Annotated in this window: 33 protein-coding genes and 1 pseudogene; 15 read left to right on the forward strand and 19 right to left on the reverse strand. The window is 62.7% G+C overall.

Translation table 11 applies throughout. The features are described 5' to 3' along the window. Positions 1-135: 135 nt before the first annotated feature. The 7 genes from MKL20_RS15915 to MKL20_RS15945 form a co-directional block, all read right to left on the reverse strand. The gene (locus tag MKL20_RS15915; RefSeq protein ID WP_244024470.1) at positions 136-345 is read right to left on the reverse strand and encodes a cold-shock protein; all 210 of its coding nucleotides are present in this window, start codon (positions 343-345) and stop codon (positions 136-138) included. Between the two features lie 403 nt (positions 346-748). Then, the gene (locus MKL20_RS15920; RefSeq protein WP_244037485.1) at positions 749-1,027 is read right to left on the reverse strand and encodes a hypothetical protein; all 279 of its coding nucleotides are present in this window, start codon (positions 1,025-1,027) and stop codon (positions 749-751) included. Further along, on the reverse strand, positions 1,024-1,281 hold the full coding sequence (locus tag MKL20_RS15925) for a hypothetical protein (protein WP_244017131.1): 258 nt from the start codon (positions 1,279-1,281) through the stop codon (positions 1,024-1,026). The genes MKL20_RS15920 and MKL20_RS15925 overlap by 4 nt, the downstream gene beginning before the upstream one ends. Before the next feature lie 70 nt (positions 1,282-1,351). After that, complete coding sequence (locus tag MKL20_RS15930) at positions 1,352-1,516, reverse strand: hypothetical protein (protein ID WP_244037486.1); 165 nt, start codon at positions 1,514-1,516, stop codon at positions 1,352-1,354. Continuing rightward, positions 1,513-1,767, reverse strand: a complete 255-nt coding sequence (locus tag MKL20_RS15935) for a hypothetical protein (RefSeq protein WP_244037487.1) — start codon at positions 1,765-1,767, stop codon at positions 1,513-1,515. Before MKL20_RS15935 ends, MKL20_RS15930 begins: the two co-directional genes overlap by 4 nt. Then, positions 1,764-2,081, reverse strand: coding sequence for a hypothetical protein (locus MKL20_RS15940; RefSeq protein WP_244017127.1), 318 nt, complete (start codon positions 2,079-2,081; stop codon positions 1,764-1,766). Before MKL20_RS15940 ends, MKL20_RS15935 begins: the two co-directional genes overlap by 4 nt. Beyond that, on the reverse strand, positions 2,078-2,347 hold the full coding sequence (locus tag MKL20_RS15945) for a transcriptional regulator (protein ID WP_244037488.1): 270 nt from the start codon (positions 2,345-2,347) through the stop codon (positions 2,078-2,080). The genes MKL20_RS15940 and MKL20_RS15945 overlap by 4 nt, the downstream gene beginning before the upstream one ends. A 53-nt stretch (positions 2,348-2,400) precedes the next feature. On the opposite strand from MKL20_RS15945, the gene MKL20_RS15950 reads away from it, so the two are divergent. The 3 genes from MKL20_RS15950 to MKL20_RS15960 all read left to right on the forward strand — a co-directional run bounded on the left by MKL20_RS15950 (position 2,401) and on the right by MKL20_RS15960 (position 3,710). Further along, the gene (locus MKL20_RS15950) at positions 2,401-2,697 is read left to right on the forward strand and encodes a hypothetical protein (protein ID WP_244037489.1); all 297 of its coding nucleotides are present in this window, start codon (positions 2,401-2,403) and stop codon (positions 2,695-2,697) included. A 316-nt stretch (positions 2,698-3,013) separates the two neighbouring features. Next, a complete protein-coding gene (locus MKL20_RS15955; RefSeq protein ID WP_244024467.1) occupies positions 3,014-3,247 on the forward strand; it encodes a hypothetical protein in 234 nt (77 codons plus the stop codon). A 76-nt stretch (positions 3,248-3,323) separates the two neighbouring features. Beyond that, positions 3,324-3,710, forward strand: coding sequence for a hypothetical protein (locus tag MKL20_RS15960; RefSeq protein WP_244037490.1), 387 nt, complete (start codon positions 3,324-3,326; stop codon positions 3,708-3,710). A gap of 616 nt (positions 3,711-4,326) precedes the next feature. Here the strand turns inward: MKL20_RS15960 and MKL20_RS15965 are convergent. The 5 genes from MKL20_RS15965 to MKL20_RS15985 all read right to left on the reverse strand — a co-directional run bounded on the left by MKL20_RS15965 (position 4,327) and on the right by MKL20_RS15985 (position 6,674). After that, positions 4,327-4,512, reverse strand: a complete 186-nt coding sequence (locus MKL20_RS15965) for a hypothetical protein (protein ID WP_244037491.1) — start codon at positions 4,510-4,512, stop codon at positions 4,327-4,329. A gap of 22 nt (positions 4,513-4,534) precedes the next feature. Further along, positions 4,535-4,804 carry a hypothetical protein gene (locus MKL20_RS15970; protein ID WP_244037492.1) on the reverse strand — a complete coding sequence of 90 codons (270 nt, stop codon included), beginning with the start codon at positions 4,802-4,804 and terminating at the stop codon, positions 4,535-4,537. Between the two features lie 14 nt (positions 4,805-4,818). Further along, entirely contained in the window at positions 4,819-5,076 is a 258-nt protein-coding gene (locus MKL20_RS15975; RefSeq protein WP_244037493.1) for a hypothetical protein, read from the reverse strand. Positions 5,077-5,733: 657 nt separating this feature from the next. Then, complete coding sequence (locus tag MKL20_RS15980) at positions 5,734-6,036, reverse strand: ribbon-helix-helix domain-containing protein (RefSeq protein WP_244037494.1); 303 nt, start codon at positions 6,034-6,036, stop codon at positions 5,734-5,736. Next, positions 6,033-6,674: a ParA family protein gene (locus MKL20_RS15985; RefSeq protein WP_244037495.1), complete on the reverse strand. Its 642-nt coding sequence runs from the start codon at positions 6,672-6,674 to the stop codon at positions 6,033-6,035. The genes MKL20_RS15980 and MKL20_RS15985 overlap by 4 nt, the downstream gene beginning before the upstream one ends. Before the next feature lie 228 nt (positions 6,675-6,902). Between MKL20_RS15985 and MKL20_RS15990 the strand changes: the two genes are divergently transcribed. Then, positions 6,903-7,139: a hypothetical protein gene (locus tag MKL20_RS15990; protein ID WP_244019710.1), complete on the forward strand. Its 237-nt coding sequence runs from the start codon at positions 6,903-6,905 to the stop codon at positions 7,137-7,139. A gap of 4 nt (positions 7,140-7,143) precedes the next feature. Beyond that, positions 7,144-8,058, forward strand: coding sequence for a tyrosine-type recombinase/integrase (locus tag MKL20_RS15995; RefSeq protein WP_244037496.1), 915 nt, complete (start codon positions 7,144-7,146; stop codon positions 8,056-8,058). A gap of 73 nt (positions 8,059-8,131) precedes the next feature. Here MKL20_RS15995 and MKL20_RS33255 read toward each other — a convergent pair whose 3' ends face one another. Further along, on the reverse strand, positions 8,132-8,467 hold the full coding sequence (locus tag MKL20_RS33255) for a PsiF family protein (RefSeq protein WP_409568158.1): 336 nt from the start codon (positions 8,465-8,467) through the stop codon (positions 8,132-8,134). Between the two features lie 282 nt (positions 8,468-8,749). On the opposite strand from MKL20_RS33255, the pseudogene MKL20_RS32995 reads away from it, so the two are divergent. The 3 genes and pseudogenes from MKL20_RS32995 to MKL20_RS16010 all read left to right on the forward strand — a co-directional run. Continuing rightward, positions 8,750-8,911 (forward strand): annotated as a pseudogene (locus MKL20_RS32995) (TadE/TadG family type IV pilus assembly protein); the annotation flags it as partial. Positions 8,912-9,101: 190 nt separating this feature from the next. Continuing rightward, the gene (locus tag MKL20_RS16005) at positions 9,102-9,803 is read left to right on the forward strand and encodes a hypothetical protein (RefSeq protein ID WP_244037507.1); all 702 of its coding nucleotides are present in this window, start codon (positions 9,102-9,104) and stop codon (positions 9,801-9,803) included. Positions 9,804-9,886: 83 nt separating this feature from the next. Further along, entirely contained in the window at positions 9,887-10,450 is a 564-nt protein-coding gene (locus MKL20_RS16010) for a hypothetical protein (protein WP_244037497.1), read from the forward strand. 10 nt (positions 10,451-10,460) lie between these two features. Here MKL20_RS16010 and MKL20_RS16015 read toward each other — a convergent pair whose 3' ends face one another. The 5 genes from MKL20_RS16015 to MKL20_RS16035 all read right to left on the reverse strand — a co-directional run bounded on the left by MKL20_RS16015 (position 10,461) and on the right by MKL20_RS16035 (position 12,701). Beyond that, positions 10,461-10,982 (reverse strand): MucR family transcriptional regulator, encoded by a 522-nt coding sequence (locus MKL20_RS16015; protein WP_244037498.1) that lies wholly within the window; start codon positions 10,980-10,982, stop codon positions 10,461-10,463. A gap of 592 nt (positions 10,983-11,574) precedes the next feature. Continuing rightward, positions 11,575-11,811 carry a hypothetical protein gene (locus MKL20_RS16020; RefSeq protein WP_244018278.1) on the reverse strand — a complete coding sequence of 79 codons (237 nt, stop codon included), beginning with the start codon at positions 11,809-11,811 and terminating at the stop codon, positions 11,575-11,577. A 31-nt stretch (positions 11,812-11,842) separates the two neighbouring features. Continuing rightward, positions 11,843-12,103 (reverse strand): hypothetical protein, encoded by a 261-nt coding sequence (locus tag MKL20_RS16025; protein WP_244037499.1) that lies wholly within the window; start codon positions 12,101-12,103, stop codon positions 11,843-11,845. Then, positions 12,100-12,285: a hypothetical protein gene (locus MKL20_RS16030; RefSeq protein WP_244025552.1), complete on the reverse strand. Its 186-nt coding sequence runs from the start codon at positions 12,283-12,285 to the stop codon at positions 12,100-12,102. Before MKL20_RS16030 ends, MKL20_RS16025 begins: the two co-directional genes overlap by 4 nt. After that, positions 12,282-12,701: a DUF5681 domain-containing protein gene (locus tag MKL20_RS16035; RefSeq protein WP_244037500.1), complete on the reverse strand. Its 420-nt coding sequence runs from the start codon at positions 12,699-12,701 to the stop codon at positions 12,282-12,284. The genes MKL20_RS16030 and MKL20_RS16035 overlap by 4 nt, the downstream gene beginning before the upstream one ends. A gap of 236 nt (positions 12,702-12,937) precedes the next feature. On the opposite strand from MKL20_RS16035, the gene MKL20_RS16040 reads away from it, so the two are divergent. From MKL20_RS16040 to MKL20_RS16065, 6 genes are all read left to right on the forward strand, one after another. Beyond that, positions 12,938-13,288 (forward strand): hypothetical protein, encoded by a 351-nt coding sequence (locus MKL20_RS16040; protein ID WP_244037501.1) that lies wholly within the window; start codon positions 12,938-12,940, stop codon positions 13,286-13,288. A gap of 84 nt (positions 13,289-13,372) precedes the next feature. Then, entirely contained in the window at positions 13,373-13,624 is a 252-nt protein-coding gene (locus MKL20_RS16045; protein ID WP_244025549.1) for a PilZ domain-containing protein, read from the forward strand. A 118-nt stretch (positions 13,625-13,742) separates the two neighbouring features. Then, positions 13,743-14,003 carry a hypothetical protein gene (locus MKL20_RS16050; protein WP_244025548.1) on the forward strand — a complete coding sequence of 87 codons (261 nt, stop codon included), beginning with the start codon at positions 13,743-13,745 and terminating at the stop codon, positions 14,001-14,003. Positions 14,004-14,035: 32 nt separating this feature from the next. Then, positions 14,036-14,251, forward strand: a complete 216-nt coding sequence (locus MKL20_RS16055; protein ID WP_244037502.1) for a hypothetical protein — start codon at positions 14,036-14,038, stop codon at positions 14,249-14,251. A 357-nt stretch (positions 14,252-14,608) separates the two neighbouring features. Beyond that, positions 14,609-14,908: a hypothetical protein gene (locus MKL20_RS16060; protein WP_244037503.1), complete on the forward strand. Its 300-nt coding sequence runs from the start codon at positions 14,609-14,611 to the stop codon at positions 14,906-14,908. Between the two features lie 685 nt (positions 14,909-15,593). Continuing rightward, positions 15,594-17,063: a PAS domain S-box protein gene (locus MKL20_RS16065; protein WP_244037506.1), complete on the forward strand. Its 1,470-nt coding sequence runs from the start codon at positions 15,594-15,596 to the stop codon at positions 17,061-17,063. Positions 17,064-17,775: 712 nt separating this feature from the next. Here MKL20_RS16065 and MKL20_RS16070 read toward each other — a convergent pair. After that, positions 17,776-18,504 (reverse strand): Crp/Fnr family transcriptional regulator, encoded by a 729-nt coding sequence (locus MKL20_RS16070; protein WP_244037504.1) that lies wholly within the window; start codon positions 18,502-18,504, stop codon positions 17,776-17,778. 312 nt (positions 18,505-18,816) lie between these two features. Between MKL20_RS16070 and MKL20_RS16075 the strand changes: the two genes are divergently transcribed. After that, the coding region (locus MKL20_RS16075) for a cyclic nucleotide-binding domain-containing protein (RefSeq protein ID WP_244037505.1) at positions 18,817-19,136 on the forward strand (320 nt) is incomplete at its 3' end.

The following is a 19,136-nucleotide window of genomic DNA, read 5'->3' on the forward strand; positions in this document are numbered from 1 at the left end:
CCGCCGCCCCAGCCATCGATGCCGGCGATCCGCCAAGCCATCCTGGATCACCTCAGTCAGCCACCACCGCGGCGATGCCCGCACTGTGACGCCGTTCTCAATCTGCCACCCTGAAGTCAAACTGCCAAAGTAGTGCTAGGCGCTCTTCAGGTTGGCGGCGCTCTCCTTGCCGCTGCGCCGGTCGGCCTCGACGTCGTAGGAGATCTTCTGCCCCTCGATCAGGTTGCGCATCCCTGCACGCTCGACGGCGGAGATGTGCACGAACACGTCCTTGCCGCCGTCGTCGGGCTGGACGAAGCCGTAACCCTTGGTCTCGTTGAACCACTTCACAGTGCCGGTAGCCATCGCGGTATCCTAGTCGTCTCCAGCGCACCAACGTGGTGTGCCATGGAGGGGCGAATTGGTAGCGCTGGCAGCCTGTTTCGGAAAGTCGGCAGTCGCCAAGGCTCTCCGCGCCGATCCAGGCCGCTCCGGGAAAAGGGTCTTTTAGGGGTTGCAGGAATGAGCGCTTCTCCCGAGGGGCACCCCTATTCCCGATTAAAAAAATGGGGTCCTTTTTATGGAACGCCTAGGAGCGGTCGGTAGGCTTGGTCTTGGCCACTCAGGACGGCATAGCCAACACCGCGGCGGCGGGGTATTCTTCGTCCGTAATCCCGTTACAAAGCCGTCCGGGTCCGGTCTGCTCGCCCCACGGGAGCTGGGCCTGGATTAGCCCGCCCGGTTCGCCGGTGCGGGCTTCTTCGTACCCTCAGTGTCGCCCGGCCGGCCGCGCACGGGTGAACGTGTCCAGACCGTCTGCCTCGACCATGGCGAGGAACGCCGCGTAGGCTTCCGTCTCAGTCGCGAAGGTCTGCGCCCACTGGGTGCAGCCGCCACCGAGGGCGACGACCGCGAGCTGCCACCGATCCTGCGTGCCGGCGAAGCGGTAGATCTCGACATCGACCTCGATGTCGCCTCGGGTGAACGACCCGGACAGCGGGGAGTGCTCGAACTCACGGTCGTCGTCGTTCACTGCCGGGCCAGTCATGGGAGCGGTCGCTGCTTCCGATGCGCGTAGGACGCCATGACGGCAGCGATCAAGATGGTGGCGATCGCGATGTAGGCCAGTTCGACGGGGGTGATGTCGAAGCCCGCCGGCCGCACGACGGCCAGCCACAGCATGAATAGCAGCCCCGCGACCGGCACGCCGAGGGCCAGCACGCTGATCACGAACACTAGCCATTGCGGCATCGCTTTAGGGTGGCGTTGCACGGGCTGGTTGTCGTTGCTGATCCGCGTCACGGCGCTTTCCGCTCCCGGAACCGGATCCCAGCCCCGCCGCCGTTCTCGGGGATGAACTCTAGGCTGGGGGTCATGATCGAAGATCCACGGCGGCTACGGCCACAGCCGCCGTGACAGCTGCAACAGCGCAGTCCTCGAACGCGTATTCCAGGCCGGCCGCCTCAAGCGTGCGTTCGACGCTTACGAGCACGACCGCAACGCCGATCGCCAGCAGCCGACCCTTGATCATGCTCATCCAGCTGGCTCCGCAGTTGCTGTTTCTTGGATACCGAGCCACTCAAGCGCCGCCGGGCGCGACTTGAACACGTGCCGCTGGTTCGCAAACGGTGCTGGGCGCTCGGCCGCCGGCATCTCATCGAGCAACTCGACTTGCCATGTGTCGCTCGGGCCGCTGCGGTGAACGCTGCGCACCAAGCCCGCGATCACAACGCCGTCGAGCAGCACATCGTAGCTGCCGGGCGCCAGTTGCTCCACGGTGTAGGTCACTGCTGTTCCTTGGTGCGGAAACCGGCGAAGAAGCGGGTCAGGCCTTGCAGGTCAACGCCCTCCGATGGCTCTGCCGCTGGCTCTGGCCCCGATCGACCATCCTTGTCCGCGAGCTCGTGCATCACGTGGGTCAGCAGCGGTGGCCATTCCACACCGTGATCCTGCAGGAGCCGTGCGGCCTTCGCCAGTGCAACGGTCTGCTCCGCAGGCACTGCCCCACCCGTGATCAGCGCGTCGAGCGCACGATCTGAGAGCACGGTGCAAAGGCGCAGGACCTCGGAAAGTCGCTCCGGCGAGGCAGCTTCGCTAGTCACGCTGGATCCTTCCGCCGAAGCTTCACGCCGGGCTCGCCACCGTTGGTGAATTCGACGCCGGCTGCTTCTAGGGCGCGCTTGATCGCTTCGGCATTGGCCACTGTGATCCCCAATGGGCCGTCCTGCAGTTCGGCTCGGCGCACCGTTGCAACACCGATACGGGAAGCGTCTGCAACCTCTTGAGCCGTCCAGCGCAGGAAGGCGCGGGCCGCTCGCAGTTGGCCTCCTGTGATTGTCAAAATATCACCTGATCGCCAGTTGACCACTCATTGATCGAGTGATATTCAAGCTATCACACGGTCACTGAGCGATCAATGCCATGCACTACCGCACCGTCTCTTGGAACACCCTCTCCCGCAGCCTGCACGACAGCCGCCCGCAGATCCCGACCGGCCTGCTCAGCGCCCGCGCCCTCTGCCAGGGCTTCGCCCGGTTCCAGCGCCGCCCCTTCGCCGTCGCCGGCAAGTTCGACCGCTCGGCGATCATGGCCGCTGCTGTGGCCGCCGCGACCAACCTGCAGGAGCGCCACGGCCTCACCCGTGCCGCCGCCCTGTCCACCGCCCTCAAGGCCGCCTGGCAGGCCGCCAAGATGGCCCGCACTGCCGCCGCGCACTGACGCCGTAGCCACGCCGGGCTGACCCGGCCCGCATCCCCTTCGCCACCACCGACCCACCGCCACGAGCCCTCACCGGAGCCCGAATGATGACGCACGCCCGCATTCCCGATTTCTCGCAGCCCGCCCTCCACCGGCATGATGCTGTCGAGCCGCGTCGCGTAACGGTCGGGCTCGCCGCCGGTGAGATAGACGACCTCCCCCGCCAGCCCGTGATCAGATCGGGCGGCGGGGCCGAGCCGGACGGCTCAGCAATGTGCCGCACCGTATTTTGAATACATAGTGCGATCAGCGGCCTATCTCGTGCGTTGCCGGGGCCATGGACACGCTTGACCCCCACACCGACCGCCACGCCGCTGCGCTGAACCGGCTCGCTCACACACTTGACGTGCCGGTGGCTGAATTCTTCGGCGAGCCAGCCAACCACGAAGCCGACGATCTTCTTGCCCTCGTGCGCCTCTGGTCAGAGATCGAGGGCGCCCAAGGCCGTGGGCGCGTCTTAGAGATAGCTCGGCAGGAGGCAGAGCGTGGCGGCTACAAAGGCTGTGCCTGAGCCCGCTCAGTTCATGCCGGGCAACCCCGCTTCTGGCTGCATGGCCTGTGAGCAGACCTTGGCGTAGCTCGGCCGGATGTCATCCGGTCTCGCCCCCACCCTGATCCCGAACCCCGTCGCGATCTGGCACGGCGCCATCGAGAACATCTCCGAGCGCGCCTCGCCCTGCCGCTACCTCACGCCGACGCAGTGGTCGGCGATGCGGGAGTCGGCGCTCGACTTCTGCGACCGGCTCGGCGCCGACGCTCATCGCCTGGGCTGGACGGCGCAGCAGCTCTTCGGCGTCCACCCCGAGCACGGCACGCTCCGGGTCGACTACTGCGGTGCGCTGATGATCGCCGGCAACCGGGTTCAGGGTGTCGACGCCGACCGCATCATGTTCGAGCGGACGGCCGCGCGGCGCGACAAGCCCGGCCAGGTCTGGGGCGCGCCGATCTGGGAGTTCAAGGCCAAGGGCGATTAATGGCAATGCCGGCCCGAAAGACGATGAATTTCGAACCGCTGAATAAAATGGTCGAATATCTGTTAAATTTTCTTAACCATTGATCGATTGAACCCTGAACGTTTCCGCCAGAAGGAACATTGCTACTCATACATGTAGAAATGGAGGCGGTTTGCGATGCCCTCATACTCCATATTCACGCGCAATGTCTCAGGATACGACGCTCCCCGCCCGAAGCTACTCGCTTATGACATTGATGACGCTGGCCATGCCGAAGCGCTGATATCTGGGATCGCTGCCTCGTATCCTGTCCATGGGCAGCGGCCGGGATCGCAAGTGCGCTGGTTTTGCTACGCGGGTGATGTCCACGAGATCTATGCTTGTCCACATTCTTGAGCCCGTTGGGCATGCGCCTCGGTCGGCATCTGGTCATCTCCCGTCGACGAGCCAGAGCATCAAGGCGGACGCCACCAGCAGGACGACGAAAGCCGCTGCGCCCCCGATATCACGCCGCTCAATCGCTTTCCCGTCCCGAACCGTCGTGAGCATTCGGGCCGCCGAGTAACCGCCGCCCGCACCCGACAGGACGACGGCGGTGATCAGGATCCAGCCCGGTAAGGGTCTGAGGCATCGCGCGCTACTGCAGCCGGCCGCCCTCGGCGTTCAAGCTGAGGCAGATCGCGAGAGCCAGCAGGTCACCGGCGGTGATCCATGCGCCGCCATCGACGGGCCAGTTCTCGAATTCATCGTCGGGCTCGACGAAGTGGCCGCGGGACGTGATCACCGCCACAGCTTCCACGATCGGGTCCGAGTCCTCGAACATGCGGCTACGCGGACGCGATCATCTAGCGCCACTGCTCCTTCATGCAGGGCAGCACATAGACGGTCCGCATGCATCGCTCTGTTTCGGACTGGGAACGCGCACTGCCCATGCAGGCGTCCATCCCCGAGGAGAGCAACAAGCGATCGACATCCTTCGCGGTGGCGCAGGTGAAGATTGGCTGGAACCCCTCGAACTTGCTCACCTGCCAGAAGATGGCGACGACCGACAGCAGGCAGAACGAGCAGACCATCAGCCTGCTGTCATAGAACCAGTGCCTGCCGTTGGTGGTCATGGTCGTAGGCTCGCTCACCCCTTCACCGGATGCGCTAGCAGGATCGCGGCACGCACCCTGCCGCGCTTCCATTGAGCCTGATCGGATTTCAGCGCTATCGTCACCTGCTCGTTCGTGCGGACCATCTCGACAAGGTCGAGCACCCACCCCTTTGCCAGGGGGTAGGCCTCGGTCTTGAGATCCGCGAGCACGGCATCCACTGCGGCGGTGATCTCGCCGTGGGTCACCTCGGAGACCTTGCGAAGGTCGGACACGGTCGGGTTGGTGGCCATAGTGGAGAGCTACTGTGCCCGGCCTGGCCCGTCCATGAGACCGAGGCGGATCGCCAAGGCGAGCACGACTGGTCCAGTCACAGCGCCGCCACCATCGACCCGGTAAACACCATTGGTACCGGGGATCTCCTCAACTTGATGCCCGGCCGCGCGTAGCGCTGCGACGGCCCGAACAATGCGATCTGCGATCATGTCTCAGCGCTATCGCAGTCCGATCGATCGAGTCTACTGCACCGGTCGGGCGGCCATATCATCACGGCTCGCCCGGCCTTGCGCACTCCCGACCGCGACGCGGCTGGTAGGGGCGTAAATAAGCAGTGCCGCATCGAAGCAGCAAACTATGTTGCTAACACCGTAGTTACACACGGGAGTACAGCGATGGCTTAGTATCGAAGCACGAAGCTGCCGGCCTCAATGCCTACGAGAGCAGCCGTTCTGATCGCAGATGTAGGTGCCTGTCTCGGCCTGCATGACACAGGGGCGCGGAGGCGTCGGGATCTCAACACGGCGATCATGTTCGACCCACCGCTTCACGAAAGCCGCCGAACAGGACGGGAGGGGCATGATTGATCCAGCCGAGCTCGACGCCATCACCACGGCCGCGACCACAACAAGACCCGTTAAGCGCATCGCCCCCCCTCCGTCGTACCTGCGCGATCACGCCACCGGCGGTTTACCGTGCTTGGCAAGCACGTCGTTGATGGCCTCGGTCATCACGTCCTGCAGCGTCACCTCGCGGTCGAGGGCGACCATCTTGAGGGCCTTCCACGCCTCGGGTCTCGCGCGGACCAGGATCCCGCGGCGGCCGTCCGGCTGGCGCTTCCCGCGTGGGGGCTTCGCCGCGGCCGTCTCGGCCCGGGCCGCCTCCTCCATCACAGCCAGCGGCACGGCGGCTGCCGCTTCGACGGCTTTCGGAGCCAAGCGGGCGCCGAGGTTGGCGAACGAGGGCTTTTTGCTCACTTCTTCGATCCCTTGATGCCGAGCGCGCGGCGGGTCTCCTGCCACAGCTCCGAAACCTCGCTGGCCGCAGCGCTGCCCGGCTCGAACTCGCCGACAGCCTGCCCGCTGGCGAGCGCATGCGCGAATGCGGCCCGGGTTGTGATCTGCCCGGCCCAGGGTGTCGCGCTCATGGCGAACAGCGCTTCACGAGCCTCGGTCACAACGTGCGCCGGCTGGACGCCTCGCCGGGGCGGGGCCGAGTTGATGACCGGCAGCACCGGCTTGCCGATCGCACGAGCCATTTCCAGCGTGGCCGCCACCGCGGCGATGTCGAAAACGGCCGGCCGGAACGGGATCACGGCAAGGTCGGCCATGCGCATGGCAGCGGCGATGTCAGCTGTGTTGTGCGGTGGGGTGTCGACGAAGCACCAGCCGATCCCATCCTTGCGTGCCGCCTCGATGGTATCGGGCAGATCACGGGCCTCACACTTCACCAGGACCGGCGTCTCGGCCTGGCGCAGCTCGTGCCAGAGGGCGAGACTGCCCTGCGGATCGGTGTCAATCAGGAGGGCCGGCGCCTTTGGGGCATCGGCGTAGACGGACAGGTGGGCGCACAAGGTGCTCTTGCCGCTGCCGCCCTTTCGGCTGGTGAAGGCCACAACTCGCAACGTCCGTGCTCCCGTGTCTCGCCGTCACCGTGCGGGCGCAGCGTGAAACACTCGTTAACCGCTGACTCGCTGCTGACTCATCGCAGCAGCACCGTGCAATCGTTCGAGTGCATCGACGTAGCGTGCTAGCACCATAGCGGCGTGGCTTGCTGCGGTGCTGTTGGTGTGGCATCGTCTCGAACGCAATACAAGAAGCGTTATCTTGCGTTGGAGGCCGACATGGATGTCGTCGTCACGCCGACCGGGTCAAAAGGCACGTCGTGGCGCCTGAACGATCGGCTCGATCGCCCGCTCGGTGCGATTGATCAGGATCAGGAAGAGGTTTTCAAGATCACGCCGGCTGCGGGCGGTCTGATAAGCATTCAGCGGACGCATCCCACGCTCAACGACGCAATGACGGCGATCGCGAACCACCTACACGGTGAGTGCACGCTCGACAGCCAGGATTGGGGCTGAGCAGATGTCTACGCTCCCCGCGGTCGTAGAACCCGTCGAGACGCTGCCGCCGGCGCAGGCAGACGACGACGCACAGATGGTGCGGCTGTGGCTGGCTCGGTCGTCGAGCCCGAACACCCGCCGGAACTACGAGCGCGCGGCGCGGCGCTTCCTGGCGCATGTGGGCAAGCCGCTCGGCTCGGTGCGGATGGGTGAGCTGCAGGACTACCTGGCCGGTTTGCCTGGGTCGTCGGCCACGGTGGCACTCGCGGCCTCGGCGCTGAAGTCGCTTTTCACGTTCGCCCAGGAGGTCGGGTTCCTACGGTTCAACATCGGCGCGGCCGTGAAGGTGCCGCCGATCAAGAACACCCTGGCCGAGAGGATTATGTCGGAGGCCGACGCGCTGCTGATGATCCGGCAGGAGCCGGTCCTGCGAAACCGCGTCCTGCTAACCATGCTCTACGGCGGCGGCCTACGCATCTCCGAGGTCTGCGGCCTGCGCTGGCGGGATCTCGCGGTCCGGGATGAGGCCGGGCAGGCGACGGTGTTCGGCAAGGGCGGCAAAACCCGGGTGGTGCTGTTGTCGGCGGCGACGTGGAAGGTGCTGGCGGCGCTGCGCGGTGAGGCGCCGGCTGATGCCCCAGTGTTTTTGTCGCGGAAGGGCGGGGCGCTCGACCCGAGCGCGGTCCACCGGGTTGTGAAGGCGGCCGCGGCGCGCGCCGGTCTCGGGCCAGAGGTCTCGGCGCACTGGCTGCGGCACGCGCACGCCTCACACAGCCTCGACCGCGGGGCGCCGATCCACCTCGTGCAGGCCACGCTAGGGCACGCCTCCGTAGCGACGACAGGGCGCTATCTACATGCACGGCCAAGCGAAAGTAGCGCTCGGTTCCTAGGGTGTAGCGACCTACATCGCAACGAACGCACAAAACTAATTCAGTAGGTTGATAGCAGCGTAGCAAAAGACCACGCTGCATCAGTGCCAGCGTTACGTCAAACAGCTGGTCCACCCAGCATCAATCTTCGGGCGTGACACAGGTGCCCATGAAGGCCTTCCGAGCAGAACCCTTCAGCTTCTGATCCGCGGCTTGTCGGCGGCAGCGTGCCAGCACCTCTGGATCGACGTCGTCAGCTGCCTCTTCACCTGGGGATGATATGCCAGAGGCTTTCCCTTCATCAGGCTCCAGCCGGCCCTGTGCGGTTCCCACGGCAGGAAGGCAGGTGAGAGCGGTTAAGGCGGCTATGAGCGCGAGGGTGGGGCGCATGAGTGTCCGCCTGGCTTGGCACTTCGGGCGGGCATCGTGAATGCGATCTGAGGCGAAGGTACGACCCGCCGATCTCGCCCGGATCATGGACCAGTCAGGTCACCGTGACCCGCGGACCGTGGGCAGCTACATCCGACGGGCCAACGCCTTCAAGGGGCGCTCGGGGAGCGGGTTCCTGTAGGATCAAAGACGCCTCTGCAGCTGAAGAGCACAACTAACACTATTCCTAAAATAATATACAACTTATGAATGCACCTCAGCATACTTGATAGTTAACCGCACATTAATCCGCCCCAGACATCGTGCCATTATTCAGCATGACGCGCATGCGTCACATTCAATCCGCCGTGTCTACGAAGCTTGCCCCTGATGCAACGTGGTGCTCTCCTTAGCGCTTTCACGCGCCACCGCGGTGGCAACGTCGCGATCCTGTTCGCTTTTCTGAGCGTACCGATGCTCATGTTTGGCGGCGTGGCGATCGATTACGGCTTCGCAACCCGGCTGGAGACCAAGCTGCAGGCGGCGACAGATGGTACGGCGCTGCTCCTGTGCCAAACGCCACTCAGCACCTCGACCGCCGACCTCAATACGATGGCCCAGACGGCGATGACCGGCGCCATGGGAGCGCCCAACCTCGTGGTCGATCCGCTAACGATCACCAGCAACCCACGCCAGATCACCCTCACCACACACAAACTCTCGACGGTTTTTTTTCGGCAAGTTGACCGGAACGACCCGCATCAATCCAGGCGCCTCCGCCCAATGCGCCACGCCGCTGCCCAAGACCTTCGAGATCGCGCTGGTGCTCGACAATACCGGATCGATGGCGGAGTCGAGTGGCGGGCAATCGAAGCTGCAGGCCGTGCAGACGGCAGCAACGAACTTCGTCAATTACGTCTACACAAACGCGGCCTTCTCCAACGCGACCAAAATCTCGATCGTGCCGTTCGCAGCAGCGGTTGCGGTTAATCCTTCGACCTATCGCTATGCGACATGGATCGATCAGAACGGTCAGTCCAGCTATCACTGGACCAATGTGCTCTCGCCGAGCGTATCCGGGTTCAGCAGTCGGTTCGACATCTTCGCCAAGCTTCAGGCCGCCTATTCCGGCTGGGGTTGGGCTGGATGCCTGGAGACGTTGCCCTACCCACTTAATGTCCAAGACGGCACGCCGACAAGTTCTAACAAGGAATCGTATTACGTTCCAATGTTTTCTCCTGATGAACCAGGGGATGCCAGCAAAACATACTCTGGATTTACGGTCAATAACAACACATATTATATTTTTAATAGTTACATTGACGATGATAACAGCAGCAAAAGCGGTAGCTGTGCGATTATGGCGTCAGGAACCTCTTTTAACACGGCAGAAGGTCGAGCCTGCAAATACGTCAGCTGTATAATTCCGCGCCAACTAGTTTAAATTCATCCACTGGCATTCCCAACGGGCCTAATTTCGGTTGTACGACGCAGCCTCTTCAGCGCCTGACAAACGACACCACAGCCTTGAAGAGCCTTATCAGCAAAATGGCGCCGCTGGGCTCAACCAATATCCACGAGGGCTTCATGTGGGGATGGAGGACGCTTTCCCCCAAAAGCGTCTTCGCAGATGGTAGCGCATACGCTTCAAGCTCAAACAGCTCGAATGCCACAACTATCAACAAGATTCTTATCTTAATGACCGACGGCACTAACAGTTGGGCAACAAATCCATACTCTCCAAATGGGTCAATGTATTTTGCCGCTGGTTATTTTCAGAACGCCAACGGTACAAACGCGAACCCGCGTCTACCTTCAGCCAACCAAAACGTTTCTGACACTGCCAGTTCCAGGAATGCCCTTGACGCACTTACTGCCCAGGCGTGCACCAACGCCAAGGCAGTCAACGTCTCGATCTACACGATCGGTTTCAGCATTCCGTCCGATCCGATTGATGCGGCTGGACAGACGCTCTTAAAGAACTGCGCCTCGTCATCAAACCAGTTTTTTATTGCCAACACTTCTGACGATCTAATTGCAGCCTTCAAGCAGATCCAGGCGAGCATCGGCGCCTTGCGGCTGACGCAGTAGGCTGCTGAACCTACCCTTCAATAGGCGCCTTGGCCTTCCGCGGCCGCCCAGCAGCGCGCTTCGGCTTATCGGAGACGGTCTCTGCAGGCTCGGCGGCCTTCGGAGCCGCCTTCCTGCGCTGCTGACCAAGCCCGAAGCTCCTAGCGAGCGCTGAGCGCTGCTCGGAATAGCTGGCCGCGGTCATCGGGTAGTCGCGCGGCAGACCGTAGCGCTCGCGGTATGCCTCGGCGGTCAGTCCCCTGATTGTCAGGTGACGGCGGAGCGTCTTGTACGGCTTGCCGTCTTCGAAGCTGATCAGGGCGTCATGCGTGATCGACTTCCGGATCTGGGACGGGGTGAGCTTCTCGGTCGCTGGAGCGGCTGTAGTGCTGCCCTGGCCGATCCCTGACAGCGCGGCGTGGGTGCTCGCGATCAGCGTTGCAAGCTCAGCACCCTGCACGTGATTGTTCGACACATAGGCCGAGACGATGCCGGTTGTCAGCTCGATAAGATCGACGTTTTCAACCTCAGATGTTTCGATCATGTCGTCCATGCTGCACCTATGCGAAGAACTAACATCACTCGTTCTAAATGCGGCCGAATTTGGTGGGTTGCATCAAGATTAAGCATGGATCCGAAGTCAGCGCAGCCCTCTTTGAGAATGCCGATACAAAACACCGCGCTGAGTGAGTAAGATAGCGCATGCGAAAGACTATGTTAACCAAGCTCTAAGCAGCCTGCTGTTGAGCAGGTTACAGGTGTCGCCGTGAACCGAGCCTTCCCCGTCAGCGCTGAGGATCCCGCCGGCGATTGTCCAGTCCCGATCGATACGCTCAGCCGGCTCTACCGCGCAGAGCCAGCGACATTGGCTGATCAGCTCGGGGGCATCCCGGAAGCCACGCGAGCGCGGTTGGCCATCTACCTCTACGGGCGCAGTCACACACGCCAACTCGGTGTGCAGATCGCGGCGACCTGCGAAGGTGCCAGTCTTCGGCGCGTCGCCGGATTTGTCGGGAACGCTCTACACGACCTCTCCCGACAAAACCCGAGCGCATGGGTGGATGCCATCCCGTCGACCGGCGGTAAGCGAGGGGTCAGTCTTGCAGGGTCACGAGGTGCCTCGCGCTAACGCATCGGCCTTCAGCCTACCCATCCGCCTTTTCGTCAAAGTGCGTCACAGACATACCGGTCACCTGGTCATTCAGGATTTCCGCAATCTGCTGGGCATGGGCGTAGGTCACACTATCCCGTAGATCGAGGCCCAGCACCGCATCCCCAAAGGCGGAGATCGGCTCGCCTCTTGGTTCCAGGACCAGGCGAGGGCGCCCGTCAGCGTCCTCCTTCGCGATGAACCGATACTGGCCGCTCTCGGTCCTCGTCATCGTCACCGCCTCCAAGTCACTGGTTGGTCTATCACATCGCCTTCTGCCGCTGCTGCGCCTGCCAATCGGTGATGAACGCTTCGATTTGGCCAGCCATTTCTTTGTCGGCCGAGTGAGGGGATGCCTCGAGGCCTAGCACCATGGCGCCGAAGGACGGCCACTCTGTCACCATACCGTTCAGCCCGTCCACGATCTGTCGATCGAGCTCCGCGTCGGAAAGGCGGGCCAGGCCACTGAACCGGGGGCTGGCCTCAAGCCGGGCGATCTTTGCCTCGATCTCCTTGATCCTCATTGGATCATTCCCTCTCGGCGCAGCAGGCCGGCTGCCCATTCCTCGGTCGCCGGATCCGGCTCTTTCAGCCAGGTGATCAGGGCGTCCAGCTCCTGATCGGTGTAGCGGTCCGGCCCCGGCAGAAAGCCCGGGGTCTTCCGCTCCAGCCGCATGATGCGAGTCTCGATCTCTCGGATCCTCATGCTCCCTGTCCCTCCAGTGCGGCGAGGCGGCGGTGCAGGTCGGCCGCCGTGATCGCCTCGATGTGGGCAGATACCGCCTTGCCGATGTCAGCGGCTTCGCTTGGGGTGACCTCGCCGGACGACACGGCGCGCAGTAGGGCCTCGGTCGCCTTGGGCAGATCCTCGGCCGTCTCGATCACCGGCAGGTCGAAGGTGATGGAGCGGTCGCGCTTGGGCGACAGCAGACGGTCGAGGCACAGCTTCATGGCGCCGCCGTCGCCGGCCAGGGCCTGCTCGATGGCCTTGCGGGATAAGGCCTCGGCCTCGCCCTCGAAGATGGCTTCCAGGGCCAACGTGGAGCGGTTGCGAGAGCCGCGGGGGCGCCCGGCTGGGTTGCCGGACTGGCCTTCTACGAATGGTTTTCCGTCACCCGGCATGGTCGGATCTCAGCGGTGGGCGTGGCTGTAAACACCAGACAAGAAACAGCCACGGCAGCGGGTTCGTCTGAATAGATAGCACCGGCTATGAGATTTCACGATAGGCATTCGGCTGACAGACATCCAGTCCCAAGCACCAACGGTAAGAGTTAAGCGCATCATGGTCAGCGCAACGTCCGACCCTGTCGCAGCCGCCTACGCTAATTCGTCATCGACAGACGTGAACGGCGCCGATCATGCCGCGTACCCCCAGCACAGATAGCCTTCCGTCTACGCTTGCCATCGGATTGCAGCCTTGGATCAACGTCGTTGAGACGGCGACCATCGGCATGGGCGAACACTTGTCCGCGGCGGCCGCGAACTCCTCCTCCGGCATTCGGCGACGGATCGTACCGACGCCCCTGCTGGATCACGCACTCGTACAGACTCGGATGGCGACCGACATCCTAGCGGTCGCGCTGGATGAACGGCGAGCGGACGTTGAACGTCTGCGTGCAGACGCCTTGGCGGCACTCCGTGAACTGATCGTGTGGCTTCAAGAGGCGAAGCCTAATGCGGTCACGGGAGAATTGGGGCTCGGCTGGTAGACGGAGCCGGCATCGGCTCCACGCCGGCTATTGCGCAACCTTTCAGGTCTATTCTCGGCGCCAATTATCGCTGAGAGCTGCTCGATGTCCGCTCTTCCCGCTCGTTCCGCACGCAGCCCTGTCTCGAAGGCCGCGGTCATCTCGCATGGCGGCTGGATGGCCGGGTGCACCATCGTCGACATCTCGGTCAGCGGCGCGCGGCTGCTGGTGTCCCGGCCCGAGGCGGTACCGGATCAGTTCGAGCTGGCCACCGACCTATCTGGAGGTTCGCGTCGGTGCCGTGCGGTGTGGCGCGAGGGCGGGCAAATCGGTGTCGAGTTCGTTGATTGGGTTTGAGCCGGGATCACCACGGCCAACGCCGCCATTAACAAAATGATCTAAACCTAACATTAGATAAAGCGCCTGATTCACGCATGTCCAAAATGCTCTGGGAAATTCAGATCAAGCGGCATCCATGAACAATCAACCGCAAATTCCAACGGATTTTTGGACCGAGCTTGAGCGCAAAGTGTCATCCAATGTCGATGATGCCCTTAACACAGATGAAGTTCCGCGCGAGCTGCTGATCTCATATCTACGCGATCTTGAGATCATGGCGCGGACCGCCTGTGACCGCAGGCAGACCGTCCAGATTATCGCCTCTGCCCGCAGTGTCCTGGGAGACCGGACGGCGGTCGAGCCGCAGGGTCGGCCGTTCACATACGCCATCACATGAGCGGATGGGAGTTCGGGCCAACGGGCTATGTCATGACCGAGCAGGTGCTCGCAGTTCTGATGGCCTCCGCCTTCACCTTCGGCTGCGCGCTGATCCAGATAGCCAGACGGCATACTCAAGCTTTGACGGCAATCCTGCTACTCGTCGTGCTCAGCCTTGGTCCGTTCGTGGGTCTCGTCGCCCTGGCACAGAAGGCGGAGCCAAGCATCCAAGCCGAGAAGCCTGTAGCCGTTCACAGGCTCCGTTAGACCATGGCTGTGCTCGCTTGGGCCAGCATGACCTTGGCCTTCCTGGCGCCCGTACCGCCGATGCACGAGTGGACGGAGGAGCCAAAGCGTCCCACTCTCGGTGCCGTAAATTGGTTCTTGTTGTCCCTGTGTGGCGGCCTTGCCCTGCTGGTGGCGGCCTCGCCTATTTTCACAGCCGTCAGTTCGTCGCACGCTTACGATGCTTTCCGAACGCGCTGTGAAGTCGAGGGTGGGACCATTCTTTATATCTGGCAGGGATCGCGTCCCTACACCTGTAATCACAAAGGTCCGAGGCGGGGCTGAGCGACGCTCCGGCACGGATTATCAAGCTACGGATGGCATGCAGACGAGGTGATAATGCAGGATCGCATCGTGCCAGACGACGCTGCTCCGCTCATGATCTCGTTCTCCGACGGTTCGCACATCGAGCAAATCGGTGTCAAAACGATGCCGCGCGCGCACGAGACTGGTAATCTCCCCCCGATCCTCGCCATAGCCCTGTGGCCTTGGATCGATATCGTCGAGACCGCGACGGGTAGGATGGGCGATACGGTACGGCTGACGGCAGAGAACACGGTGGCGAACCTGCGCCGCCGGGTTGTGACGACATCGCCACTAGCACTACTTTGGCAGTTTGACATCAGGGTGGCAGATTGAGAACGGCGTCACAGTGCGGGCATCGCCGCGGTGGTGGCTGACTGAGGTGATCCAGGATGGCTTGGCGGATCGCCGGCTGTGAATAGGCGTCGAAGCTTCACCGCACCCGGAATTGGGTTCAATGCGTTGAGATATGTGCTGAATTTTAATTCGAGGCGGGGTCACGGTCGGCGCCGATCGTGACCCCGCCTCTATCTCGATTTTCGCATTTTGAAGAGAGAGTTAGCTAAGTTTTTGCCGGGGTCATGCTTCGAAACCGATTCACACGGGTCTTCGTATCTGTGGGTCCGTCAAGCGCGATACTGTCGTCAACGAGCTATCATGCGGCGTATCGTCAACCGTGCCTCCAACTCCCATGGCTGGGCGGCAGGTCGCGGCTGGGCTTGGAATTCAGAAGAATGGCCCGGCACTGTCTTCAGCATCATCCAGACGGACACGAAGTCGTGATTATCGACCTCCATCCGTGAACTCCGCAGATGGCAAAAACAAGTTCAGCGCGATATCGACCATCGATATACAACTCAGAGTGGGGCCGTATCTATTTTTATATAACTCATGTTGCTGCAATAATGTTTCGAAGCACCTCGACCGAATATAATAACACAAGCGTGATTAACCTAATTTTAATAGTATCTCGTTGAGATGACTGCCGTTAATGTAGACGAGGGAGAGGCGCGTGTTCACGATGCGCAACAACGACGCCCAGGCGACCCTCGGGGCGATCGGCCTGTCACAGGCGATTATCGAGTTTAAGCCGGACGGCACTATCCTGACTGCCAACGCAAACTTCCTCACGGCCGTGGGCTACACCCTGGCGGAGGTTCAGGGGCAGCATCACAGCCTGTTCGTCGAACCAGCCCATCGCGACAGCCCTGAGTACCACGCCTTCTGGGACGCTCTGCGCTGCGGCACCTACCGGGCTGCCGAGTTCAAGCGCATCGCCAAGGGCGGCCGGGAGGTCTGGATCCAGGCGAGCTACAACCCCGTGCGCGACCGGTCCGGGCGGGTGTCGAAGATCATCAAGATCGCCTCCGACATCACCACGCAGAAGACCCACAGCCTCGACCTCGATGGCCAGATCGCCGCCCTGCATCGCTCGCAGGCGGTGATCTCCTTCACGCCGGACGGCACCATCCTCGACGCCAACGCCAACTTCCTCACGGCTATGGGCTACGCCCTCGAAGAGATCAGAGGTCGCCACCACAGCATGTTCGTGGACGCGGTCGAGCGCACGAGCGACGACTATCGTCGGTTCTGGGCGGCGCTGGCCCGTGGCGAATTCCAGTCGTCCGAGTTCCGTCGCATGGCCAGAGGCGGCCGTGAGATCTGGATCCAGGCGACCTACAACCCGATCACCGGGACGGACGGGCGCGTGACCAAGGTGGTGAAGTTCGCCACCGATGTGACCGCGCAGGTTCTGGAGCGCCAGCGCCGGGCGGACGCGCAACGGGCGATCAGTGGCGACCTCGACGCGATCGGGCGGGCGGTCGAGGACGTGACCCATCAGACCACCGATGCCGCCGCGACGGTCGGTCGGGTGTCGGACGACATCCAGGCGGTGGCGGCCGGGGCCGAGGAGTTGTCCGCGTCTGTCGGGGAGATCAGCCAGCAGGTCTGCAACGCCGCGCGCATGGCGGGGGAGGCGGTCGAGCAGACGCACCGGACCGGGGGCATCGTCGCGAGTTTCAGCGACCAGGCGGTGCAGATCGGAGACGTACTGACCATGATCTCCGGCATCGCTGGGCAGACCAACCTGCTGGCGCTGAACGCGACGATCGAGGCGGCGCGGGCGGGCGCGGCGGGTAAGGGCTTCGCGGTCGTGGCGACCGAGGTGAAGGCGCTGGCCGAGCAGACGGCGCGGGCGACGGATCAGATCCGCAGTCAGATCGGTGCGACCCAGGCGGCGGCGAAGGATGCGGTCGAGGCGATCGGCGCCATTCAGGGCACGATCCGGGCGTTGGACGAGGTTTCGGCAGCGATTGCCGCCGCGGTCGAGGAGCAGTCGGCGGTCACCCGAGAGATGTCTGGCAGCATGCAGACGGCTTCGCGAGGGGCGGCGAGCATCGCGATCGGGGTCGAGGCCATCGCCAAGGCCAGCGGGCGCGTCGAGATGGCGACCCAACAGGTGCGTGAAGCTGCACGCAGGGTCGGCTGATGGATGTCGGCGGCACGCCAGCCGTATCGACAATTCAGGCAGCGCCGGACGGGCCGAATTCTTGAGTCGTGTCTTCGGCTCCGTGGCCTCGGCGTTGAGCACGACGAGGCCACGGAATCCCTGGACGCTCCGGCCATCGACCGCAACGCGTACAAGGGCAAGATGGTCGGCACCGCGATCCTTCGCGCCTCTGGCGCGGGTACTATGAAAGTTGGCGATCTTTCAGCGAACCGTAGGGCTCAGCCGTGCGGCTCACTCACACGCCCTATCGCGACGGCTCGCGCGAAGGCCAACACCTGCTGGCGGTCCGCTCGATGTCTCAGACCATTCCAGATCCGCATCATCTCGCACGCGTTATCGAGGTCGGTTTGCGCTGCGGAGCCCTCATGAAAATCCGTCTCGCATAAGCCGAGCGTCGCGGCGATGCGTCGGAGAGAACGGATCGCCTTAGTATCCTCGTCCTCGCTGCCATCAGGTGAGGCATCTGGCAAAGCAGACTCCCAGTGCGGTTCCAGGGACGAAAAAAATGCCAGACGCTGGAAATATTGCAAATAGTAAATTTGACACTTTATCTCCCCAGAAACTGGTGCAAAATAACCAATCTGGGTAAATTTAACTATTGATTGAGACGACCGCAGCCATCGCGACCTGAACCGGCCGGTACGGCGACGTGCATGAAAGCTGTCGATGCGAAGCCGGTTGCTGTCATCATTCAGTCGATCGGCTCGGAACGCCCCTCGATCAGGCGGGCATATTCCACCTCGGCCCCACCGTAGCTGTCTCCGGCGCAGTCGAGCAGGCCCTCGCGGTCGAGAACTTCGACGCTCCCGCGGCGCTTCCGCACGAAGCCACCCTTTTCCAGGGTCCGCAGAGCCGCCGTCACGCCCGGACGCTCGACGCCCAGCATGAACGACATGAAATCCTGCGTGACCGTGACCATGTCGCCGTCGATCCGATCGTGGCACATCAGCAGCCATCGAGCGAGGCGGGTCGGAGTGGTGCCCCGCGCATTCGCGAATGCCGTCTGGGCTGTCTGCACATGTTGGGCTTGGATGTAGCGGTGGATCAGGCGGCGGAGGGAAGGGAGCCTCTCGACCGCAGCGCGCAGCACTTTCGCGTCGATGCTCAGCATGTGCCCGGCCGTCTGTACGAAGTGAGTGTGTGGACTACGGTCGTCGCCGAGTAGGATCGGGCCTGCCCCGACTACGCCTTCCCGCCCAACCAGCCCGATCTCGACCCGGCCACTCGCGCCATCGGCCGTGATGGAGACGAAGCCCTCTTCGGGAAAATAGACGACCTCAATCGACGAATGAGCGGGGATCAGTACCTGCCGTAGCTGCATCCCCTCGATACGCAGAGCGGGTCGCAGGCAGGCGAAATCCTTTGGTGAGAGGCCAGCGAGGAGCTTGTTGCGCACATCGGGTTGCTGGAGGGGAGCCACGGATGTTCGCCTGCTAAGGGCGAGAGCACACGTTGTCCCTCAATCATCAGCGCCCTGAATACGGCTGGCGATCAGTTCGATATCGTAATTTTTTGACGAATAACAAGCCAAATGTTTTTATGTAAGTAATTTACAAATACAAGACAGATGGGTGCGACCGCGCAGCGCGCCCGGATCGCGAAAAACTTAACCCAGGATGCTTCAGGCCGATAATATACCACCTACCCGTGCGCCATCGTCGGTTGCTCTGGAACGGATGCTGCCGCCTGGGAGCGCCGTGTGCTTCCGCCTGCAACACAAGGCGAAGCCGCCATGGCCTCGAAGCTCCCCCACGCCCTCTACCCGCTCATCCGCAAGCTGGAGAGCGTCACGCGCCTCTCGGATAAGGAGCGGCACGCGATCGAGAGTCTGCCGGTTCGGGTGCGGACCCTCTCAGCGCGACAGGACATCGTGCGGGACGGAGACCGGGCGACCCAGTGCTGCGTCATCCTCGAAGGCTGGGCGTGTCGGTACAAGTTCCTGAGCGAAGGGCGCCGCCAGATCTTCTCGTTCCACATCGCGGGCGACATCCCGGATTTGCAGAGCCTGCACATCCCGCTGATGGACCACACCCTCGGGACGATGACCCAGGC

The organism is Methylobacterium sp. E-066, from assembly GCF_022829635.1.
Lineage (GTDB): Bacteria > Pseudomonadota > Alphaproteobacteria > Rhizobiales > Beijerinckiaceae > Methylobacterium.

What these genes read in the sequence shown, in the direction of transcription:
- MKL20_RS15915 (WP_244024470.1), bottom strand. Translation starts at nt 345, where the DNA reads ATGGCTACCGGCACTGTGAAGTGGTTCAACGAGACCAAGGGTTACGGC.
- MKL20_RS15920 (WP_244037485.1), bottom strand. Translation starts at nt 1,027, where the DNA reads ATGACTGGCCCGGCAGTGAACGACGACGACCGTGAGTTCGAGCACTCC.
- MKL20_RS15930 (WP_244037486.1), bottom strand. Translation starts at nt 1,516, where the DNA reads ATGAGCATGATCAAGGGTCGGCTGCTGGCGATCGGCGTTGCGGTCGTG.
- MKL20_RS15950 (WP_244037489.1), top strand. Translation starts at nt 2,401, where the DNA reads ATGCACTACCGCACCGTCTCTTGGAACACCCTCTCCCGCAGCCTGCAC.
- MKL20_RS15955 (WP_244024467.1), top strand. Translation starts at nt 3,014, where the DNA reads ATGGACACGCTTGACCCCCACACCGACCGCCACGCCGCTGCGCTGAAC.
- MKL20_RS15960 (WP_244037490.1), top strand. Translation starts at nt 3,324, where the DNA reads ATGTCATCCGGTCTCGCCCCCACCCTGATCCCGAACCCCGTCGCGATC.
- MKL20_RS15965 (WP_244037491.1), bottom strand. Translation starts at nt 4,512, where the DNA reads ATGTTCGAGGACTCGGACCCGATCGTGGAAGCTGTGGCGGTGATCACG.
- MKL20_RS15970 (WP_244037492.1), bottom strand. Translation starts at nt 4,804, where the DNA reads ATGACCACCAACGGCAGGCACTGGTTCTATGACAGCAGGCTGATGGTC.
- MKL20_RS15975 (WP_244037493.1), bottom strand. Translation starts at nt 5,076, where the DNA reads ATGGCCACCAACCCGACCGTGTCCGACCTTCGCAAGGTCTCCGAGGTG.
- MKL20_RS15990 (WP_244019710.1), top strand. Translation starts at nt 6,903, where the DNA reads ATGGATGTCGTCGTCACGCCGACCGGGTCAAAAGGCACGTCGTGGCGC.
- MKL20_RS15995 (WP_244037496.1), top strand. Translation starts at nt 7,144, where the DNA reads ATGTCTACGCTCCCCGCGGTCGTAGAACCCGTCGAGACGCTGCCGCCG.
- MKL20_RS33255 (WP_409568158.1), bottom strand. Translation starts at nt 8,467, where the DNA reads ATGATCCGGGCGAGATCGGCGGGTCGTACCTTCGCCTCAGATCGCATT.
- MKL20_RS16015 (WP_244037498.1), bottom strand. Translation starts at nt 10,982, where the DNA reads ATGGACGACATGATCGAAACATCTGAGGTTGAAAACGTCGATCTTATC.
- MKL20_RS16020 (WP_244018278.1), bottom strand. Translation starts at nt 11,811, where the DNA reads ATGACGAGGACCGAGAGCGGCCAGTATCGGTTCATCGCGAAGGAGGAC.
- MKL20_RS16025 (WP_244037499.1), bottom strand. Translation starts at nt 12,103, where the DNA reads ATGAGGATCAAGGAGATCGAGGCAAAGATCGCCCGGCTTGAGGCCAGC.
- MKL20_RS16030 (WP_244025552.1), bottom strand. Translation starts at nt 12,285, where the DNA reads ATGAGGATCCGAGAGATCGAGACTCGCATCATGCGGCTGGAGCGGAAG.
- MKL20_RS16035 (WP_244037500.1), bottom strand. Translation starts at nt 12,701, where the DNA reads ATGCCGGGTGACGGAAAACCATTCGTAGAAGGCCAGTCCGGCAACCCA.
- MKL20_RS16040 (WP_244037501.1), top strand. Translation starts at nt 12,938, where the DNA reads ATGCCGCGTACCCCCAGCACAGATAGCCTTCCGTCTACGCTTGCCATC.
- MKL20_RS16045 (WP_244025549.1), top strand. Translation starts at nt 13,373, where the DNA reads ATGTCCGCTCTTCCCGCTCGTTCCGCACGCAGCCCTGTCTCGAAGGCC.
- MKL20_RS16050 (WP_244025548.1), top strand. Translation starts at nt 13,743, where the DNA reads ATGAACAATCAACCGCAAATTCCAACGGATTTTTGGACCGAGCTTGAG.
- MKL20_RS16055 (WP_244037502.1), top strand. Translation starts at nt 14,036, where the DNA reads ATGACCGAGCAGGTGCTCGCAGTTCTGATGGCCTCCGCCTTCACCTTC.
- MKL20_RS16060 (WP_244037503.1), top strand. Translation starts at nt 14,609, where the DNA reads ATGCAGGATCGCATCGTGCCAGACGACGCTGCTCCGCTCATGATCTCG.
- MKL20_RS16065 (WP_244037506.1), top strand. Translation starts at nt 15,594, where the DNA reads ATGCGCAACAACGACGCCCAGGCGACCCTCGGGGCGATCGGCCTGTCA.